General features: G+C 53.3%; 16 protein-coding genes and 1 pseudogene. 11 read left to right on the forward strand and 6 right to left on the reverse strand.

Features of this window, described 5'->3' with window-relative positions; genetic code table 11:
• Together ACXLHR_RS01835 and ACXLHR_RS01840 are read left to right on the forward strand one after the other, a co-directional pair.
• A complete protein-coding gene (locus ACXLHR_RS01835; RefSeq protein WP_458789846.1) occupies positions 1-471 on the forward strand; it encodes a methylated-DNA--[protein]-cysteine S-methyltransferase in 471 nt (156 codons plus the stop codon).
• Positions 468-1,304 carry an EamA family transporter gene (locus ACXLHR_RS01840; RefSeq protein ID WP_458789847.1) on the forward strand — a complete coding sequence of 279 codons (837 nt, stop codon included), beginning with the start codon at positions 468-470 and terminating at the stop codon, positions 1,302-1,304. Before ACXLHR_RS01835 ends, ACXLHR_RS01840 begins: the two co-directional genes overlap by 4 nt.
• Here ACXLHR_RS01840 and ACXLHR_RS01845 read toward each other — a convergent pair.
• The 4 genes from ACXLHR_RS01845 to fsa form a co-directional block, all read right to left on the reverse strand.
• On the reverse strand, positions 1,301-1,996 hold the full coding sequence (locus tag ACXLHR_RS01845) for a CDP-alcohol phosphatidyltransferase family protein (protein WP_458789848.1): 696 nt from the start codon (positions 1,994-1,996) through the stop codon (positions 1,301-1,303). The two genes, ACXLHR_RS01840 and ACXLHR_RS01845, sit on opposite strands and share 4 nt — an antisense overlap.
• A 36-nt stretch (positions 1,997-2,032) precedes the next feature.
• Complete coding sequence (locus tag ACXLHR_RS01850) at positions 2,033-2,947, reverse strand: tyrosine recombinase XerC (RefSeq protein ID WP_458789849.1); 915 nt, start codon at positions 2,945-2,947, stop codon at positions 2,033-2,035.
• A gap of 16 nt (positions 2,948-2,963) precedes the next feature.
• A complete protein-coding gene (locus ACXLHR_RS01855; protein WP_458789850.1) occupies positions 2,964-3,671 on the reverse strand; it encodes a DUF484 family protein in 708 nt (235 codons plus the stop codon).
• Positions 3,672-4,016: 345 nt separating this feature from the next.
• Positions 4,017-4,670, reverse strand: coding sequence for a fructose-6-phosphate aldolase (fsa, locus tag ACXLHR_RS01860; protein ID WP_458789851.1), 654 nt, complete (start codon positions 4,668-4,670; stop codon positions 4,017-4,019).
• A 91-nt stretch (positions 4,671-4,761) separates the two neighbouring features.
• On the opposite strand from fsa, the gene ACXLHR_RS01865 reads away from it, so the two are divergent.
• The 6 genes from ACXLHR_RS01865 to ACXLHR_RS01890 all read left to right on the forward strand — a co-directional run bounded on the left by ACXLHR_RS01865 (position 4,762) and on the right by ACXLHR_RS01890 (position 11,645).
• Positions 4,762-6,954: a primosomal protein N' gene (locus ACXLHR_RS01865; protein ID WP_458789852.1), complete on the forward strand. Its 2,193-nt coding sequence runs from the start codon at positions 4,762-4,764 to the stop codon at positions 6,952-6,954.
• A 353-nt stretch (positions 6,955-7,307) separates the two neighbouring features.
• Positions 7,308-8,474, forward strand: a complete 1,167-nt coding sequence (locus tag ACXLHR_RS01870; RefSeq protein WP_458789853.1) for a nucleotide sugar dehydrogenase — start codon at positions 7,308-7,310, stop codon at positions 8,472-8,474.
• A gap of 433 nt (positions 8,475-8,907) precedes the next feature.
• Positions 8,908-9,438 (forward strand): hypothetical protein, encoded by a 531-nt coding sequence (locus ACXLHR_RS01875; protein ID WP_458789854.1) that lies wholly within the window; start codon positions 8,908-8,910, stop codon positions 9,436-9,438.
• Positions 9,439-9,598: 160 nt separating this feature from the next.
• A complete protein-coding gene (locus ACXLHR_RS01880) occupies positions 9,599-10,480 on the forward strand; it encodes a glycosyltransferase (protein WP_458792441.1) in 882 nt (293 codons plus the stop codon).
• Positions 10,477-10,779, forward strand: coding sequence for a glycosyltransferase family 2 protein (locus ACXLHR_RS01885; protein ID WP_458789855.1), 303 nt, complete (start codon positions 10,477-10,479; stop codon positions 10,777-10,779). The genes ACXLHR_RS01880 and ACXLHR_RS01885 overlap by 4 nt, the downstream gene beginning before the upstream one ends.
• Positions 10,780-10,919: 140 nt before the next feature.
• On the forward strand, positions 10,920-11,645 hold the full coding sequence (locus tag ACXLHR_RS01890) for a hypothetical protein (protein WP_458789856.1): 726 nt from the start codon (positions 10,920-10,922) through the stop codon (positions 11,643-11,645).
• A gap of 160 nt (positions 11,646-11,805) precedes the next feature.
• Here the strand turns inward: ACXLHR_RS01890 and ACXLHR_RS01895 are convergent, their stop codons facing one another.
• Complete coding sequence (locus tag ACXLHR_RS01895; protein ID WP_458789857.1) at positions 11,806-11,994, reverse strand: transposase; 189 nt, start codon at positions 11,992-11,994, stop codon at positions 11,806-11,808.
• A gap of 210 nt (positions 11,995-12,204) precedes the next feature.
• On the opposite strand from ACXLHR_RS01895, the gene ACXLHR_RS01900 reads away from it, so the two are divergent.
• The gene (locus tag ACXLHR_RS01900; RefSeq protein ID WP_458789858.1) at positions 12,205-13,851 is read left to right on the forward strand and encodes a BCCT family transporter; all 1,647 of its coding nucleotides are present in this window, start codon (positions 12,205-12,207) and stop codon (positions 13,849-13,851) included.
• Positions 13,852-14,449: 598 nt separating this feature from the next.
• Here the strand turns inward: ACXLHR_RS01900 and ACXLHR_RS01905 are convergent.
• A pseudogene (locus ACXLHR_RS01905) lies at positions 14,450-14,679 on the reverse strand (IS3 family transposase); the annotation flags it as partial.
• 544 nt (positions 14,680-15,223) lie between these two features.
• On the opposite strand from ACXLHR_RS01905, the gene ACXLHR_RS01910 reads away from it, so the two are divergent.
• Together ACXLHR_RS01910 and ACXLHR_RS01915 are read left to right on the forward strand one after the other, a co-directional pair.
• Entirely contained in the window at positions 15,224-16,096 is an 873-nt protein-coding gene (locus ACXLHR_RS01910; protein WP_458789859.1) for a 50S ribosomal protein L11 methyltransferase, read from the forward strand.
• A gap of 114 nt (positions 16,097-16,210) precedes the next feature.
• On the forward strand, positions 16,211-16,555 hold the full coding sequence (locus ACXLHR_RS01915; RefSeq protein ID WP_458789860.1) for a hypothetical protein: 345 nt from the start codon (positions 16,211-16,213) through the stop codon (positions 16,553-16,555).
• Positions 16,556-16,619: the final 64 nt, after the last annotated feature.

A 16,619-nucleotide genomic window follows, 5' to 3' on the forward strand; every position in this document is an offset into this window, starting at 1 on the left:
ATGGGTTTAAACCCATCCTACGTGGGATCGCTTGCCGACACACCTGTTGGCCCCGTTTCCGTTGTTGTGCGGGACGGTGCGATCATCCGATTGGAGTGGGCCGTTTTGAACGGCCCGTCTGACCCCATCGCCCAAGCGGCTGTGGCGCAGTTAAGCGATTATTTTGCGGGTGCGCGCGAGATTTTTGACCTGCCGCTTGCGCCTGAGGGCAGTGATTTCCAGCGTAAGTTTGGCGCGGCGCTTTGTGCTATTCCGTTTGGTGATACCCGCACTTATGGCGATCTGGCGCGTGACCTTGGTGTTCCTGCGCAAGCGATTGGGCAAGCCTGCGGTGCGAACCCGATCCCGATTATTATTCCGTGTCATCGCGTTTTAGGGGCCACAGGTTTAGGTGGTTTTTCGGGGGCTGGTGGCGTTGAGTGCAAGGTGGCTTTGTTGCGGCACGAGGGTGCTGCGTCGTTGTTGATATGACGGTTTGGGTGCTGGCCGCTGTACTTGGGGCGGCGTTTTTGCATGCAACTTGGAATGCGCTGATCAAACTTGGCACCTCGAAATTAACGTCGATGTTGATTTTGACGCTGGTGCAAGGCGGTATGGGTCTGGTTATTGCGTTGGGCAGACCGATACCAGAAGCACATGTTTGGGGCTGGCTATTGGCCTCTGGCGTGTTCCACGCGGCGTATAAACTGTTTCTTGCATTCGCCTATGAGCAAGGCGATTTGAGCCGCGTTTACCCGATTGCGCGGGGCGCAGCGCCGATGGTGGTGGTGCTGGTATCAGCGTTATTTTTGTCAGATGTGATCAGGCACGGGGAATACGCGGGTATTTTTCTGCTGGGTGTCGGGATTTTGTTAATGGCGCGCGGGGTCGCGTCATCGGGCGAGAACCGCAAATTGATTCCGCTGGCGCTGGGATCGGCAATGATGACGGCGGGGTATTCGCTGGTCGATGGCTTGGGTGCGCGGGTGTCGGGCGATACGTTGGCTTATGTGGGGTGGTTATTTGCGTTGGACGCGGTATTTTTCACGCCGATCTGCTTGATATTGCGGGGGAAGGGCGTGTTGGTCGCCAATCGGCGCGCGTGGCTGGTGGGTAGTGTGGCGGCGGTGACAAGCTACGGCGCTTATGCGATTGCGGTTTGGGCGATGACGGTGGCCCCGATTGCACTGGTCGCGGCACTGCGCGAGACCTCGATTTTATTTGCAGTTTTGCTGGGCTGGCTGGTGTTTGGCGAGCGTATGGATCGGCAGAAAATGGGTGCTGCCGCGTTGATTGTGGCAGGCGTGATCGTGACGCGGCTTTAGCCGTTTTTGCCGTATAGCACCTGTTGAATGGCGCCTGCGCCAAGCAGATAGATTGAGGATATCATCAGGCCGTAATGCGCCCAGCTGGCAGGGTGGAAATTAACCCATGCGGCCCATGCGGCAAAAAACGTCCATGCGATGGCCATTGGCAACGTGACACTGCGCCAGCGCTGTGTGCGGACCGGATGCACAAAGCGGACGGGAAAGAACATCGCGATGGCGAGCACGGTGACCAAGGCGAGGATCACCCAAAAATCGGGTCTGATTGCAAACAGCACAAGGACCAGCATATTCCAGCATCCGGGAAAGCCGGAGAAAGAATAATCTTTTGTTTTCATGCGGCTATCGGCAAAATACATCGCAGATGCAAATGTGATGACAATGATTGCAATCCAGCCTGTCCACCCGGGCAAAAGTCCTGATTTGAACAGGGCGTAGGCGGGGACAAAGACATATGTGAGGTAGTCGATGATCAAGTCCAGCAATTCGCCATCGAATGTCGGTGCGTTGATCTTGGTATCGTAGCGGCGCGCAAGCGGGCCGTCGATCCCGTCCACAAAGAAAGCCACGACAAGCCATAGGAACATCATCGACCAGTTTTGGTCAACGGCGGCGAGCATGGCGAGCATGGCAAAAACAGCGCCAGTGGCGGTAAGCAGATGCACGAGGAGAGCTTTGTTTTGAATAGTCATGTTTGGCTTCTAGGGCGAAATGAGTGCGAGGGCAATCTATGCCTTTGGGTGGGTCCGGTTATAGACGTCCATCAGGTGGGCGGTGTCGACGGCGGTGTAGGCTTGGGTCGTCGAGAGACTGGCATGACCAAGCAATTCCTGGATCGCGCGCAGGTCGCCGCCTGCCGTAAGCAGATGGGTGGCAAAGCTGTGGCGCATCGCGTGAGGGGTGGCAGTGGCAGGCAGGCCGAGTTGCAGGCGGGATTTTTCCATCACTTTTTGCACCAAGCGCGGGTTCAGTGCGCCGCCGCGTGCGCCACGAAACAGGGGTGCTGCGGGATCTAAGGGATGCGGGCAGAGCCGCAGGTAGGTGTCGACAGCACTGCGCGCAGCGTCGATGACGGGCACGATGCGTTCTTTGCCGCCTTTACCGGTGATCCGCATGACTTGGGGCAAGGGAACTTGTGCGCCTGTGAGGCTCAGTGCTTCGGAAATTCGCAAGCCGCAGCCGTAGAGCAAGGTCACGACGGCGGCGTCGCGCGCGGCGATCCAGCCTTCGCGGGCTTGTAGTTCGACGGTGTCGATCATCGCGGTGGCGGCGTCTTCGGCCAAGGGGCGGGGTAGTTTTTTAGTGAATTTTGGGCTGCGGGTCGAGAGAACGGCGGTGGGCTCGAACCCTTCACGCTCTGCCAGCCAGCGATAAAATGTTTTTACGGCGGAGAGTTGACGCGCCAAAGTTCGCGCGCCGACGCCGCCTGCGCGCGCGCTGGCCATCCAGGCGCGCATGTCGCTGACGGTGATCTTGGCCAGCGGGCCGAGGCCTTGTTGGCCGCCGTGATGCACCGACATGAAACCGAGGAAGCCAAGGACATCGGTTTGGTAGGCCTTGATCGTATTATCCGCCGCCCCGTTCAGCGCACGACAATGGTCCAGCCAAGAGGCCAGTGCATGTGTGAGGGCGGCGGAAATCATGGGGCGAAGATAGACGTCATGACAACCAGCGGCGCATGGCGCGTTCAAAAACGCCTGCAAAGAAGGTAAGCAGGTCGGTGCCTTGCTGCGGTGTGAACTGGTGTGGATCCTCTGATCCCATCACCAACATGCCCGGCAGGCGGTCAGCGCCAAAATCGAGTTTCAGGCAGGCTTCGGAGCGGATGAAGGATGCTTTTTCGCCGTAAAGCGTGGCATCTTCGGTCTGGATTTGGCGCAAGGTGACTTGGCGCACGGGGCTGGTGCGGCCGCGCAGAATGTAATCATCTGTGAAGCCTTCAGGCACGATACCGAGGACCGCGTCCATCTGTTTGACGGCGGGTTCGTCGGTTTCTGCGGCGGTCTCGAGCAGTAGTTTGAGTTTATCAACGCGCAAAGTGTCGGCCACTTCGGTTTGCAAATCATGCAGGAACACTTCGAATTTTGTGGCATCCATCATCCGCAAAACTGCGCGGTGGACTTGGTTTGTGCCAGCCAGATTGTCGTAGGCAGCCGCGATCACCGAACGATGTGTGTCCTCCAAACGGTCAAGACGGGCCTCTAGCCGTTCCATCGCGATTCCGCGCAGATCGACGATATTGCCACCCATGGATTTCTCATTGGCAGCAACCAAAGCACGCATAATGTCTTGATCTTCAAGCAAAACATCGGGGTCGGAAATGATCTTTTCGCGAACGTGATCGTCCATTTTTTGCTTAGTGTTCATATTCTGCTCAACTTGTTGTTTTCCGACTCTATAGCAGGGGTGTGAGAAATGTGCGCCCAAAAAATTAAGAAGCAATGCAGTTTCCTGCGGGTGTGTCAGTTATGGAATGGGGGGGATTGGGGCCACTATAGATCGTGGTGCGACCTGCGTGCAGATGGTCCGTCCGCTGGTAAAGTCTGGCTTTATTTGATGCGGATCGCTTGGTTTGGTGGGCATGAGCAGTGCAAGTAGAACGCTCACGATCATGCGGCAGTTGGAGGCTCGGACAAAAATCCGAAAACCCGCCTCCGTTCACGTAGGCTCAGAAGAGCCAAGTGATACTGCCGCATTTGACCAAGTGATGCGTTACAGGATTTTGATGCCTGCTTTTTTGACATCGGCCATAAAGCCGTCGAGGCCTTTTTGGGTCAAGACGTGGTTCGCCATCGCCTTGATAATCGCGGGTGGTGCGGTGGCCACGTCTGCGCCGATTTTTGCGCAATCGGACATGTGGTTGGCCGTGCGGATTGAAGCGGCAAGAATTTGTGTTTTAAAGCCGTAGTTGTCGTAAATGGTGCGGATGTCTTCGATCAGCTCTAGCCCGTCGAGGTTAATATCGTCCAAACGGCCGATGAACGGGCTGATGAAGGTCGCACCCGCTTTTGCTGCCAAAAGTGCTTGGTTAGCCGAGAAGCAAAGTGTTACGTTGACCATTGTGCCTTCGTCGGACAATGCTTTGCAGGTCTGCAAGCCAGCCCATGTGAGCGGCACTTTGACTGCGATATTGTCGGCGATTTTCGCCAGTTTGCGGCCTTCTGCGAGCATGGTCTCGTAATCGAGCGCAACAACTTCGGCGGAGACAGGGCCGTCAACGATGCTACAGATTTCTTTGGTCACTTCGATGATGTCGCGGCCAGATTTCGCGATGATCGACGGGTTTGTTGTGACCCCGTCCACCATGCCATAGGCAAGCAGTTCTTTAATCTGGTCGATGTCGGCGGTGTCTACGAAAAACTTCATGGTTCTCTCCGTGCAAAAGGTTGGCGTTTGTTGTCCCAGCGTTTACCTCATAGACAAGCAAGCGGAAAGCCCCAAGGCGGATCGGACCCTCATGACAGACGTGTTTTTCCAAGAAGGTGAGTTGGTGGCCGTGCTGACCGCGCAGCCGATTGACCGTTTCCTAGATTACAAAGCGCCTGTTGGCGGCTGTCATATTGGCGCGTTTGTCGAGGTGCCGCTGGGGCCACGCAAGGTGATTGGCGTTGTTTGGGGTAAGGGCGCTGGCGACTTTGATTATGCCAAGGTGCGCTCGGTCATGCGGGTGTTGGATGTGGCGCCGATGCGCGAAGAAATGCAGATATTTTTGACCCGTGTAGCGGATTATACGATTACGCCGATGTCTCAGATGTTGCGCCTTGCGACACGTGCGCCGGGGCTTGGTGATGCGCCGTCGATGCGCAAGGTGTATCGCATGGGGACGGGGGCGGTGGACCGTGTGACCGATGCTCGCACGAAGGTGCTTTCGGCGCTGTCCGAGTATGGGTCGTTGTCGTTCACGTTGAAAGAGCTGGCAGAGATGGCGGGGGTTGGCACTTCGGTCGTGAAGGGCATGGTAAAGCAGGGCGCGGTGAGTGAAGAGGATGCGCCGCGCGATGTGCCCTATCCGACGTTGGACCCCGATTATGATGGTAAGGAATTGAGCGCGGATCAGGCGGTCGGGGCTGAGGCGTTGCGTGCGGCGTTGCGCACCGATGGCTATGGCACGACCTTGCTGAAAGGCGTGACAGGATCGGGCAAAACCGAGGTCTATTTAGAGGCCGTGGCCGAGTGTTTGCGGATGGGCAAGCAGGCCTTGGTGTTATTGCCAGAGATCGCGCTGTCGGGCGAATTTATCAATCGCGTCGAGGCCCGTTTCGGGTTCAAGCCTGCGGAATGGCATTCGGGTGTGACGATGACAGAACGGCGGCGGTGCTGGAAAATGGTCGGTCTTGGTGCGGCGCAGATGGTTGTGGGCGCGCGGTCAGCGTTGTTTTTGCCTTACCAGAACTTGGGCCTGATTGTTGTCGATGAGGAGCATGATACCTCATATAAACAAGAGGATGGCGTGTTGTATAATGCGCGCGATATGGCGGTGTTAAGGGCGGCAATTAACGGGGCGCAGGTGGTTTTGGCCTCGGCGACGCCAAGCCTTGAAAGCTGGGCGAATGTTGAGGCGGGCAAGTATCAGCGGGTCGAGTTGAAGTCGCGGTTTGGGGCTGCGGTTTTGCCCGAAATGTCGGCGATTGATATGCGTGTCGAAGATGTGCCAAACGGGAAATGGGTATCGCCGACGCTAAAGAATGCGATTGAGCAACGGCTGGAAAAGGGCGAGCAGAGCCTGATATTTTTGAACCGCCGTGGCTATGCGCCGATCACGATTTGCAGGGCGTGTGGGCATCAGATTGGCTGTGATCATTGTGATGCGAGGATGGTTGAACATCGGTTCCTGAACCGCTTGATGTGCCATCAATGTGGCGAGACGAAACCGATGCCAAGTGTCTGTCCTCATTGTGAAGTTGAGGGAAAACTGGCCCCTGTTGGGCCGGGTGTCGAACGCATGGCCGAGGAGGTTACGGATCTCTTCCCCGAGGCGCGTGTCGTGGTGTTGTCGTCGGATTTATACGGGTCGGCGCGGGCGATGAAGGCGCATATCGAGGAAATCGCGAAAGGCGGGGCGGATATTATCATTGGCACGCAATTGGTTGCGAAGGGACATAACTTTCCGAACTTGACGCTGGTCGGTGTGATTGATGCGGATTTGGGGTTGCAGGGGTCGGATTTACGCGCGGCTGAACGCACGTTTCAATTGATGCGGCAGGTGGCCGGACGGGCAGGGCGCGCGGAGGCGGCTGGGGCTGCGATGTTGCAGACATTTCAGCCAGAACATGCAGTTATTATGGCGATTTTGGCAGGTGACGAGGAGAGTTTCTGGGCTGCTGAGGCCGCCGAACGCAAGGCCGCAGGGGTGCCGCCTTATGGACGTATGGCGGGGATTATTTTGAGCAGCACAAATGCCCAAGAGGTGTTTGATTTGGGGGCGGATATGGCCCGCCGCGACGGGCCTTTGAGGCGCATCGGGGCGCAGGTTTTCGGACCAGCGCCAGCGCCGATTGCACGGGTGCGCGGGCGGCATCGCGTTAGGCTTTTGGTGAAGGCGGAGAAGGCAGCGCCGTTGCAAAAAGCGCTGATCGAGTGGGCGGCACAGTTCAAGTTGCGCGGCGAATTGCGGATGGCGATCGATATCGATCCGCAGAGTTTTTATTGACGAAAACGGCTGTCTTTATTGCGTCTTGCCCGCGTCTTTTTTGCGTATGGCAGATTTGGATTTGAGATTTCGGGTGTGAGGCGGATGGTTGAGTTTACGGATCGGGCGAGTGTGCGGGTGGGGGGCCTTAATGCTGACGAACCCACTTATGGGCATCCCCCATGCGCTTGGGGTAATTAGCCGTTTGGCCACCGACAATATCATCAAGGTACTATACTTAGTGTTAAGGACGCACCACGCTTGGTAGGGGCCGGGTGGATTCGGACAGATTCCCGTCTTGGATCTTGCCGACCAACTACAAATGTGGAATTCGAGTCCTAATTTGTTGAGCATAGGTAATATTGGATTTGGTTATGAAAATTGCAGTTGCTGGCCTTGGTTATGTCGGACTTTCTAATGCTATTCTCCTCGCTCAGAATAACGAGGTTGTCGCGACGGATATCGATCCAACGCGGGTCGAGGCAGTCAACGCGCGCGTATCGCATATTAATGATGCTGAGTGCCGCGAATATCTGGCGACAAAATCACTAAACCTGCGGGCAACGAGCGATGCAGCCGAGGCGTATCGCGGTGCGGATTTCGTCGTAATCGCGACACCAACCAATTACGTATCAGAGACCAACGCCTTTGACACCTCCAGTGTCGAAGCAGTGATTAACGTCGTGCTTAAGGTCGCGCCAAAAGCCGTGATTGTGGTCAAATCCACAGTACCAGTCGGCTTCATCCTGCGTGTCCGCGACGAGACGGGCTGCAATAACATCTTGTTTTCGCCTGAGTTCCTGCGTGAAGGCAAGGCGCTCTACGACAACCTGCACCCATCCCGAATTGTCATCGGCGAACGCAGCGAGCGCGCACGGGAATTCGCAGAACTGCTGCGTGACGGCGCGGTCGACAAGACTTGCCCGATCTTGTTTACGGATCCCACCGAAGCAGAGGCAATTAAATTGTTTGCCAATAGCTATCTTGCGCTTCGCGTGGCCTATTTCAATGAACTCGACAGCTACGCTATGGCGCGTCACCTTGATACGCGTCAAATCATCGACGGCGTGGGGCTCGACCCACGGATCGGTACTCACTATAACAACCCGTCTTTTGGTTATGGTGGCTATTGTTTGCCGAAGGACTCCAAGCAACTGTTGGCGAACTATCAAGATGTTCCGCAAAACTTGATCAAAGCAGTCGTCGACGCAAACCGCACACGCAAAGATTTTATCGCCGAGACCATCATTGCGCGTCAGCCTAAAGTGGTTGGAATTTACCGACTCACGATGAAGGAAGGGTCTGATAATTTCCGTCAAAGTGCGGTGCAAGGGATCATGAAACGTATCAAGGCCAAAGGGATCGATGTGATTATCTTTGAACCTGCACTCGAAGATGATCACTTTTTCAATTCACGCGTCGTCCGCGATCTTGAGGCTTTCAAGGCCGAGGCCGACGTCATCGTCGCGAACCGTAGTGCATCCATTCTTTCAGATGTTGCAGACAAGGTGTTCTCTCGCGATCTGTTTGGCGTCGACTGACCGCAAATCCGCCGCCACGGTCGTAAGTGCGGCTAGCCCAGCAAATCAACAGATGTAGAGACTTTAAGTGGCCGGTACATTTGACCAAGTGCTGGTCAGGATCTCTACGACGACAAGTTTGCGAAGTCGCCGCGCGGTGGGGCCGAGACGTCAGAACAGGCTGCTGAGATCAAACGATTGAAGCGGGAGTTGGCCCGGGTCACCGAGGTGTTCATTTATTGAAATAAAACCGCTGTGACACATTAGGATGCCAACCGGAGCGGCATCGAGTCATTATTTTAGCACGGTGGTAAATTTTGTCGGACCACGTCAGAGACGCGACATACGTAATCCATTTGCTTTTACTCGCTAAATTGGTTAGCAGCCAAGGCATCATCACTGTTGAAACCGTGTGTGAGATAACTCTGGAATTTTAGAAAAGGTGGTGTTCAATATGGACAATCTTCTTCTAGGGCTTGATGCTCAAATCAACCACACGATCGGGATTTTGCGCGCGACGGCTACTGACGAAGCACTGACTAATGTAATGAATTTGGTCCCTGGTGTTAGATTTGTGGGCGATCCGAAGGGCGAAGTGACGGGGCGCTGCGTTACTGGCGGAGAGAGCCTGTTTCGTTTGAGCTATACCACGACCAAAGCGCCACGCTGGTTGGCGTTGCACATAGCCGTTGGAGGCATCAATCTAAAAAAGGCTGCAGTGTTTGGGGTGGCCTGCAAATCGCAGGCGCTCGAAGCGGCGACATATCGGGTATGCCTTCGCTCAGCTACGCCCAATGGTTTTGTCGATGCCTTTCTACCCAAACATGTGGTGGCCTTTTCTCAGATCAGCAGTCATGTTGACTTGTTGAAACTGGAAGAGCACGAAAATGTACCTGATCAGGCGGATTGGCGGGAATTGATTTTGTTTTTTCAACCAAATTCGGCGTCTTTCGACTTACTTGACCTAAGGGTCTTCATTGTATGAATGCGCTTTGAGCGATCGTGTAGCGTCGCCCATTTGAGCGTCCAGCGTGGGAGGTAAATCGATGGAACTATCCCTTGTTATTCCCGTCTGGAATGATGTTCCGGGACTTGACCGGCTGCTGAAGCAGGTCGCTGGTTTCTAGATATTCTCCGAGATCATAATTGTTGATGACGCCTCAGATAACCCGCTCGGGCCGGACATTCTGCCTTCGGCAGCCGAGCTGGCTGGCCGTATTACGTGGCTCCGCAGCGATATTCAGCGCGGCGCGGGCCATGCCCGTAACATGGCATTAGACAGTGTGCGCAGCAGCCATGTGATCTTCTTTGATTCCGATGATCAGTTTACAGAGGAATTTTCTGGCATTGTCAGATATGCCAAATCTGAAACAGAACCATTTGATTTCCTGATTTTTAGACATGATGACAGTCGAGTGCTGGATTCAGGTGGGCAGGGAACCTTTCTGAATGAGGAAAGTCACTGGCAAGAGGTTGGTGCTGCCGAAGTGCCGACGGAACTAACCCTGAAGCAAGCGGCTGTGCTCTGCCGACTGTCAGCTTATCCTTGGAACAAAATATACCGCACTGATTTTTTGCGTGAACACCAAATTCGCTGCACTGAAATTCCGGTACATAACGATATCGAGTTGCATTGGAACAGCTTTATCGCGGCGCGTCGTATCCTGGCTTGCACCCTGTCAGGGGCTACTCACTTTGTGCAGAAGAGCGGTGACCGGTTGACTAACCGGCGTGGTGCCGAACGATTGGAGGTTTTTCATGCGTTCGAACATATTGTACCTAAGATTATGGCAGAAGTAGCGCAGGGCAGGCTGGACTATCTGCTGCCATTCACCAAATTTTCCTTCAGGCTTATCAACTGGATCGCTGGCAATATCGAGGATAGTTACCATCCTGACTTACTTATCCATGCGCAAAGACATTTTCTTGCGTCGCTTGATCGAAATCTCATGACGATGATCGCCTATGAAGATCCAGAATTAGCACGGAAAATTAATCGGCTTGTTCGTCAGGGAGATCTTTCGTGAGCGTCTCATTCATTGTTACGACATTCAATATCAAACCCTACATCCATCAATGTCTGGAAAGCCTGCGTTCGTGCCTACATCCCGGCGATCAGGTGATCTTAGTGGATGATGGATCGAATGACGGAACGGACGAGGTCGTTCAGAATTTCATCGATCAGGGTGGTTTTGGTGCTGGGATACGTTGGACACCAATCTGGTTGGGAACTAATACAATTGGTGGCGTGGGAATTCCGGGAAATATCGGGTTGGATTGCGCCGACTGCGATACGGTATTTTTTGTCGATGGCGACTTTATCTAATCCCAAATGAGTTTCTGAAGGCCCGCCAAGACTACGAGAGAAATCCAACGGATATCTGCTTTACCGATTATCTGGAATTTGATCAGAAAGCTGGAACAACAAAACTACCAGCTGACGCCCGTAAATGGAACGGTCTGGGCGTGCGTTTGGAGGCAGAAACTGCGCGTTTGGCTGGTATCAGTTTAATCGCTGTTCCTTGGCGCAAATTCTATCGCACGGAATTTTTGCGCCATCATAGGATCCGTTTTCCTGAAGGAGATTTCTTCTTCGAAGATAACCCGTTTCATTGGGAGGTCTGTACGCTTGCCGAAACCATCTCTTTTTCACGACATATCACCTGCCATCACCGGGTTAACCGGCCTGGGCAGACCATGGCTTCAACCGGGGTAGAGCTTGCGGCCTTCTTTAGCCATTTTCACACGATTCAGGATGGAATTCCGGAAGGGCGTGATGACTTGCGTATTCAGGCCGTGCGCTGGTTAATTGAAAACATGGACTGGCATATCCCCCGATTACAACAGTCGGCATTCTGCCTTTATGCTACCCGCGCCTACGAGGCGCTGCAGCAGATCGGGAACGCGGATTGGGAGATACTGGCAGGCGAAATATCGTCTACAATGACTTGGCACTATGCCGACCGCTTGCGGAAAGGAGGCATTTGGGACGTTGTTGAGGCGTGGCAAAAAAATGTAGACCGCGCCGTACAATCGCAGGCTGACAGCGATATTCTTGATCTCGGTAAGCGACTGCAAGACATGGAACATCAGTTAAAGGCTGCGCTCGAGATATTGCAGGCACAGCGAGCAATCGATGAGTTTGCTACCTTGAAGGAGTTGCTGAACCCAAAACGGATCAATGAGAGATAAAACGATAAGAGTTCTGTATGGCTGATTTCATCTACGAAAGAATATAATGCAGCAAATATCCATTCCGATGAATGACTGTTGGAGGGGGTAATTTTGACAAGTTCTGCCTATTCGTTCGAAATAATTCTGCCCGGCAACATTTGCTCTGCCAACAGCATCTTCAGCTTGCCGTTTCCAACGCCCGTAACCGCTTCGCATCAGACCGTTCAATACCGCTGTGCTTCGATTTGTAGTTGTAAAACGTCGCTGAACCGGCCCCATGATGCCGACAGACATCTGAGGTTTTCTCACCAAATTCCTGTTTTTGGATCAATGCTATGGTCTGTTCGTTCGTGGATCTTGCCTTCATTTTTGTTAAGCGGATTTTACACAAACTTGGAGGAGTTTTAGGGGGCAGGTCTGAATTTCAGCCCAATTCCCTCGTTGGAAGCACTAACGTTAGCTTCATGCACTCGCTTGCGTGACTACACACAAAGCATCGAGGGGCCCTTTGGTTTTCTTCTTAGTATATAAGTGTTAACGTTTTAGGACTAGCATGAAGCAAATAGGAGGAAGCGGTATGGCTGACGAAAATGTCAACCAAGGCATACCTGCGCCAGAGGGCGTGAGTGATGTCATTGATACAGACCATGAGATAGGGCAGAACAACGTTGACGGCGCTTTGGGCCCGTTCGGTTTTGATATTCATAATCCAGTTTTTGCGATTTCGGGAATAGCGGTGGTCGCATTTGTATTCTTTACACTTGCTTTGCCTGAAATAGCGGCATCTGCATTTTCTGCGATGTTCAACTTTACGACCAAAAATTTTGACTGGTTCTTGATTGGCGCTGCTGACATCGTGGTGATCTTTGTTTTGTTTCTGGCTGTTTCACCGTTTGGCTCAGTCCGGCTTGGTGGCAAAGATGCGGCTCCAGATTATACTTATGTAGGCTGGTTCTCGATGCTGTTCGCAGCAGGCATGGGAATCGGTTTGATGTTTTACGGCGTGTCGGAGCCGTTAAGCCACTTCTCGACTTCGCTTGGAGGGACATCCTTAGGTGAAAATGGATTACGTACCGACTGGGCACCTTTGGGCGCTGCCGTTGGTGACGATGCAGAAGCAGTGCGACTGGGAATGGCCGCGACGATCTATCACTGGGGTCTGCATCCGTGGGCGATTTATGCTTTAGTCGCCCTAGCGCTTGCATTATTTAGTTATAACAAGGGTTTGCCTCTAACAATCCGCTCTGCATTTTATCCTATCCTTGGCGAGCGCGTATGGGGTTGGCCCGGGCATTTGATCGATATCATTGCCGTTTTCGCAACGCTTTTTGGTCTGGCGACATCTCTTGGACTGGGCGCGACACAAGCGAATGCGGGACTTAATGAACTGTTTGGTTTGCCTGTGAATAAAACATCCGAGGTCATTTTGATTGCCATCATCACCGCAATTGCGCTGGTTTCGGTGATGCGAGGGCTTGACGGTGGAGTTAAAATCTTGAGTGAAATCAACATGGGACTTGCTGGTCTTTTGGCGGTCTTTACTCTTATTGTCGGACCGACTGCATTCTTGTTCGCGTTCTTTTGGGACAGTTTGCTTGCATATTTCCAGTATTTGCCTGCCCTCGCAAACCCGTTCGGCCGCGAAGATGTTAACTTTTCACAAGGTTGGACTGCGTTTTATTGGGCATGGTGGATTAGTTGGTCACCTTTCGTCGGCATGTTCATCGCGCGGGTTTCACGTGGTCGCACCGTGCGTGAATTCATCATCTGTGTTTTGCTTATACCCAGCATGGTATGTGTGATGTGGATGTCGATTTTCGGCGGCACTGCAATCCATCAGGTTCTTGCTGACGGCTACATTGGTGCACAAGAAGCAGGCTTGCCGTTGCAACTCTTCAAGATGTTGGGAGAGTTGCCGCTTGCGTCGATTACTTCGTTCATCGGGATCGTTCTGGTCATTGTCTTCTTTGTTACATCATCCGACTCTGGATCGTTGGTGATCGACACGATTACGGCTGGTGGTAAAGTTGATGCGCCACTTCCACAGCGTGTGTTCTGGTGCGTTTTTGAAGGTGCGGTGGCTGTTGCGCTTTTGATCGGAGGCGGCCTTGCGGCGTTGCAATCTATGGTGATCTCAACCGGATTGCTGTTCACTGTGGTGATTTTGCTGATGTGTTGGTGCGTTTTCCGCGGCCTGCAAGGCGAGCGCGCTAAGCTCAAGTGAGCTAGTCATAGAAAAGTAAATGGCCCGGGTGATATGCTTAGGGCCATTTACATGATCTAACGGTTTCGAAATTACACATTTTCGCCGTTAAATATCGCTGCCAACACTTTATCGTAAAACTCTAGAAAAAGCCGTTCTGCTGGGGTTTGCTGGGCGCGATGTGATGCCATCGATACCCGTAACCTGAACCTATTCGAGGATCGCCATGCTGGTGAACTAGGTGCAGTTGTCCGAAGCAATCGTCTTTGGCGTAGCCCGCTCAGCGATTGCATGGTCCAGTTATTTGGCAACCCGTTTGATGGCATCCCTCAGTTCAATATCATCGCCACGGCGCGATAGATACCACATCGAGGACCGATCAACTTGCAGTACGTCACGTGCCCGTCGCTGACTGACTTGTTGCTCCGTCAGATGCGCCACCGATTTCCGCTTCTCAACGGGCATATCCCTTCTTTGAATTGAAATCTCGCAGCATGGCGCGACCTTTGTCCTCGGGCTAATGGCGGATAGGGTCACGCTCCATACTTCGCGTTGTATTTGTAGCACGTCGCAGAACTTATCCCGTGCCGCCGACATATACCGCGGTCTTCTCGCTTCATTATGCGGTCTTGTGCTCGAAAGCCGAGGGGCTTTTGCCTCGAAGCGATGAGTGGTGACGGCGTGGGTTATAAAAGCCGTTAATATGGTGGAGTATCGCGCCTTTGGCCTGACAACGTGTTTTTCAACGGTGCCGCCATTTCAGTTCCGCCTGTATGGATTTGAAGAACGTTTCCATCATGCGCTGCCGAGAAGGGAATTCTCGCAACAATTGCCCTTACCACTCATTGAGCCCCGGCAGTGGATGTTTACATACACGACTGTGACTGGCGCTCTGCCTCAGATCTTGCAGCTCTTCAGCCATTCAGGGGCCGCCCGTAGCTTTGTAAGCTAAGCCGATGCTGCTAACCGCCATGTTCAGCGTCGAAAGCCCCACACCAAATCTGATGAAAGCTGGGGCCGTATCCCTAAAAAGGGGTCTGTGCATGTCTTTGCCATTCTCTATCGTCTTCATCGCAAACATTGCTGAAAGAGATTCGAACTAAACCGCGACAAAATCAGATCGGCGGGGAGTGATGTGGGGGCGATTGGTGGATTGCGGGGTTGGCTGCTTGGTCACTGACTTTGCGCTTTTGGAAATGAGATGTAGAGCGTTTAGGTTAAATTCATATCTTTGAGCGAAGATGAGTTTCAGCCGGTTTGGTGTGTGTGTTTCATGCCTATGGTGGCGATGTCGTTCGCTTTGGCTTTGCTGATTCCGCGCCATCCCGCTAAGGGTCGTAAAACTGTTTTCCATGTGCGCTTGTTGCACGCCGCTGACTGAAGGACGCGCCTGATGATTTCCTATTCCGCTTTGACGATTGCCGCTGATGAAGACATTGCTGCGGCGCTATGTGACGATCTTGAGGCGCTGTCCCCCGAGCCGACGGGGACGGGGATTTTTGAGGTTGAGGACGGTTCGGGGCTTTGGGAGGTTGGGGCGTATTTCACCGAGGCTCCTGACGCGGCCGGATTGGCGGTTCTGGCTACTCTGCATGGGGTCAAGGATTTCCTGATTTCGGAAATCCCAGAGACCGATTGGGTGAGCCATGTGCGCCGTGAGTTGGCCCCTGTCGCGGCAGGCCGTTTCTTTGTTTATGGTAATCATGATGCGGATAAAGTGCCTGCCGATTGCGTCCCGTTGTTGATTGAGGCGGCGATGGCGTTTGGTACGGGACATCATGGCACGACGCTGGGTTGTTTGCGCGCGTTTGACCGGTTGTTGAGCGAAGGGTTTGAGGGCGGGTCGATTATTGATGTTGGCTGTGGCACTGCCGTTTTGGCGATGGCGGCGGCGTCGGTTTTGCCGGGCATCGTATTGGCAAGCGACATTGATCCTGTGGCGGTGGATGTGGCGGTGGCGAATGTGGCCGCGAACGGGCTCGCGGGCCGTGTGGAGTGCGTGGTTGCGGCGGGATTTGATGCGCCTGCGCTGAAACAGAACGCACCTTATGATTTGATATTTGCGAACATTTTGAAGGGTCCACTTGTGGCCTTGGCACCAGAAATGGGCGGTGCGGTGAAGGCAGAGGGATTCGTTATTCTTTCGGGGATTTTGAACGAGCAAGCTGATGCGGTGATCGATGTTTATTGCGCAAACGGATTTAATCTAGTGCAACGGGATCGTATTGTTGATTGGACGACGTTAACGCTTTCCAAAAGTTCTTAATTGAATGGATTTTTAGCAGAATTTTAGGCGCATATGAGGCACTTGCCTTATTTATGACACATTTGAGACAGATATTTGTCGCATGAGGTGGGGGCTTCATGTTGGAGACTTATTATGTCCCTTTCGACTATGCCATTTGAGCGTCGCCTGAAGCGGATTATGCGTAATCATCGGCGGATGAGCCACGGTGTGACCCATAAGGTCACAAGTAGTGGTTTGATTATTGCGCGTCCGCGTGGCTATGTTCCAAGGTTCCCGATCAGAGGTCTGTTTATTGCTGTTGTTGCCGTGTTTTTCTTTAAGGGTTTTGTGTATGTGAGCCTTGGCGCGCAATCATATGAGTTGCGCGTGGCTGAATTGACCGAGGGTACGGCTGTCGAAAAAATCGGCGCATGGGTGATGCAGATTGATCCTGCAACCACCATGATCGCAGCTGCATGGAGGGCGATGGGCGTTTAACGCGCGGCGTCTATCGCTCAGAAAACAAGAATGCCGCGTCCGATTAATCGGATGCGGCATTTTT

The organism is Yoonia sp. MH D7 (assembly GCF_054439475.1).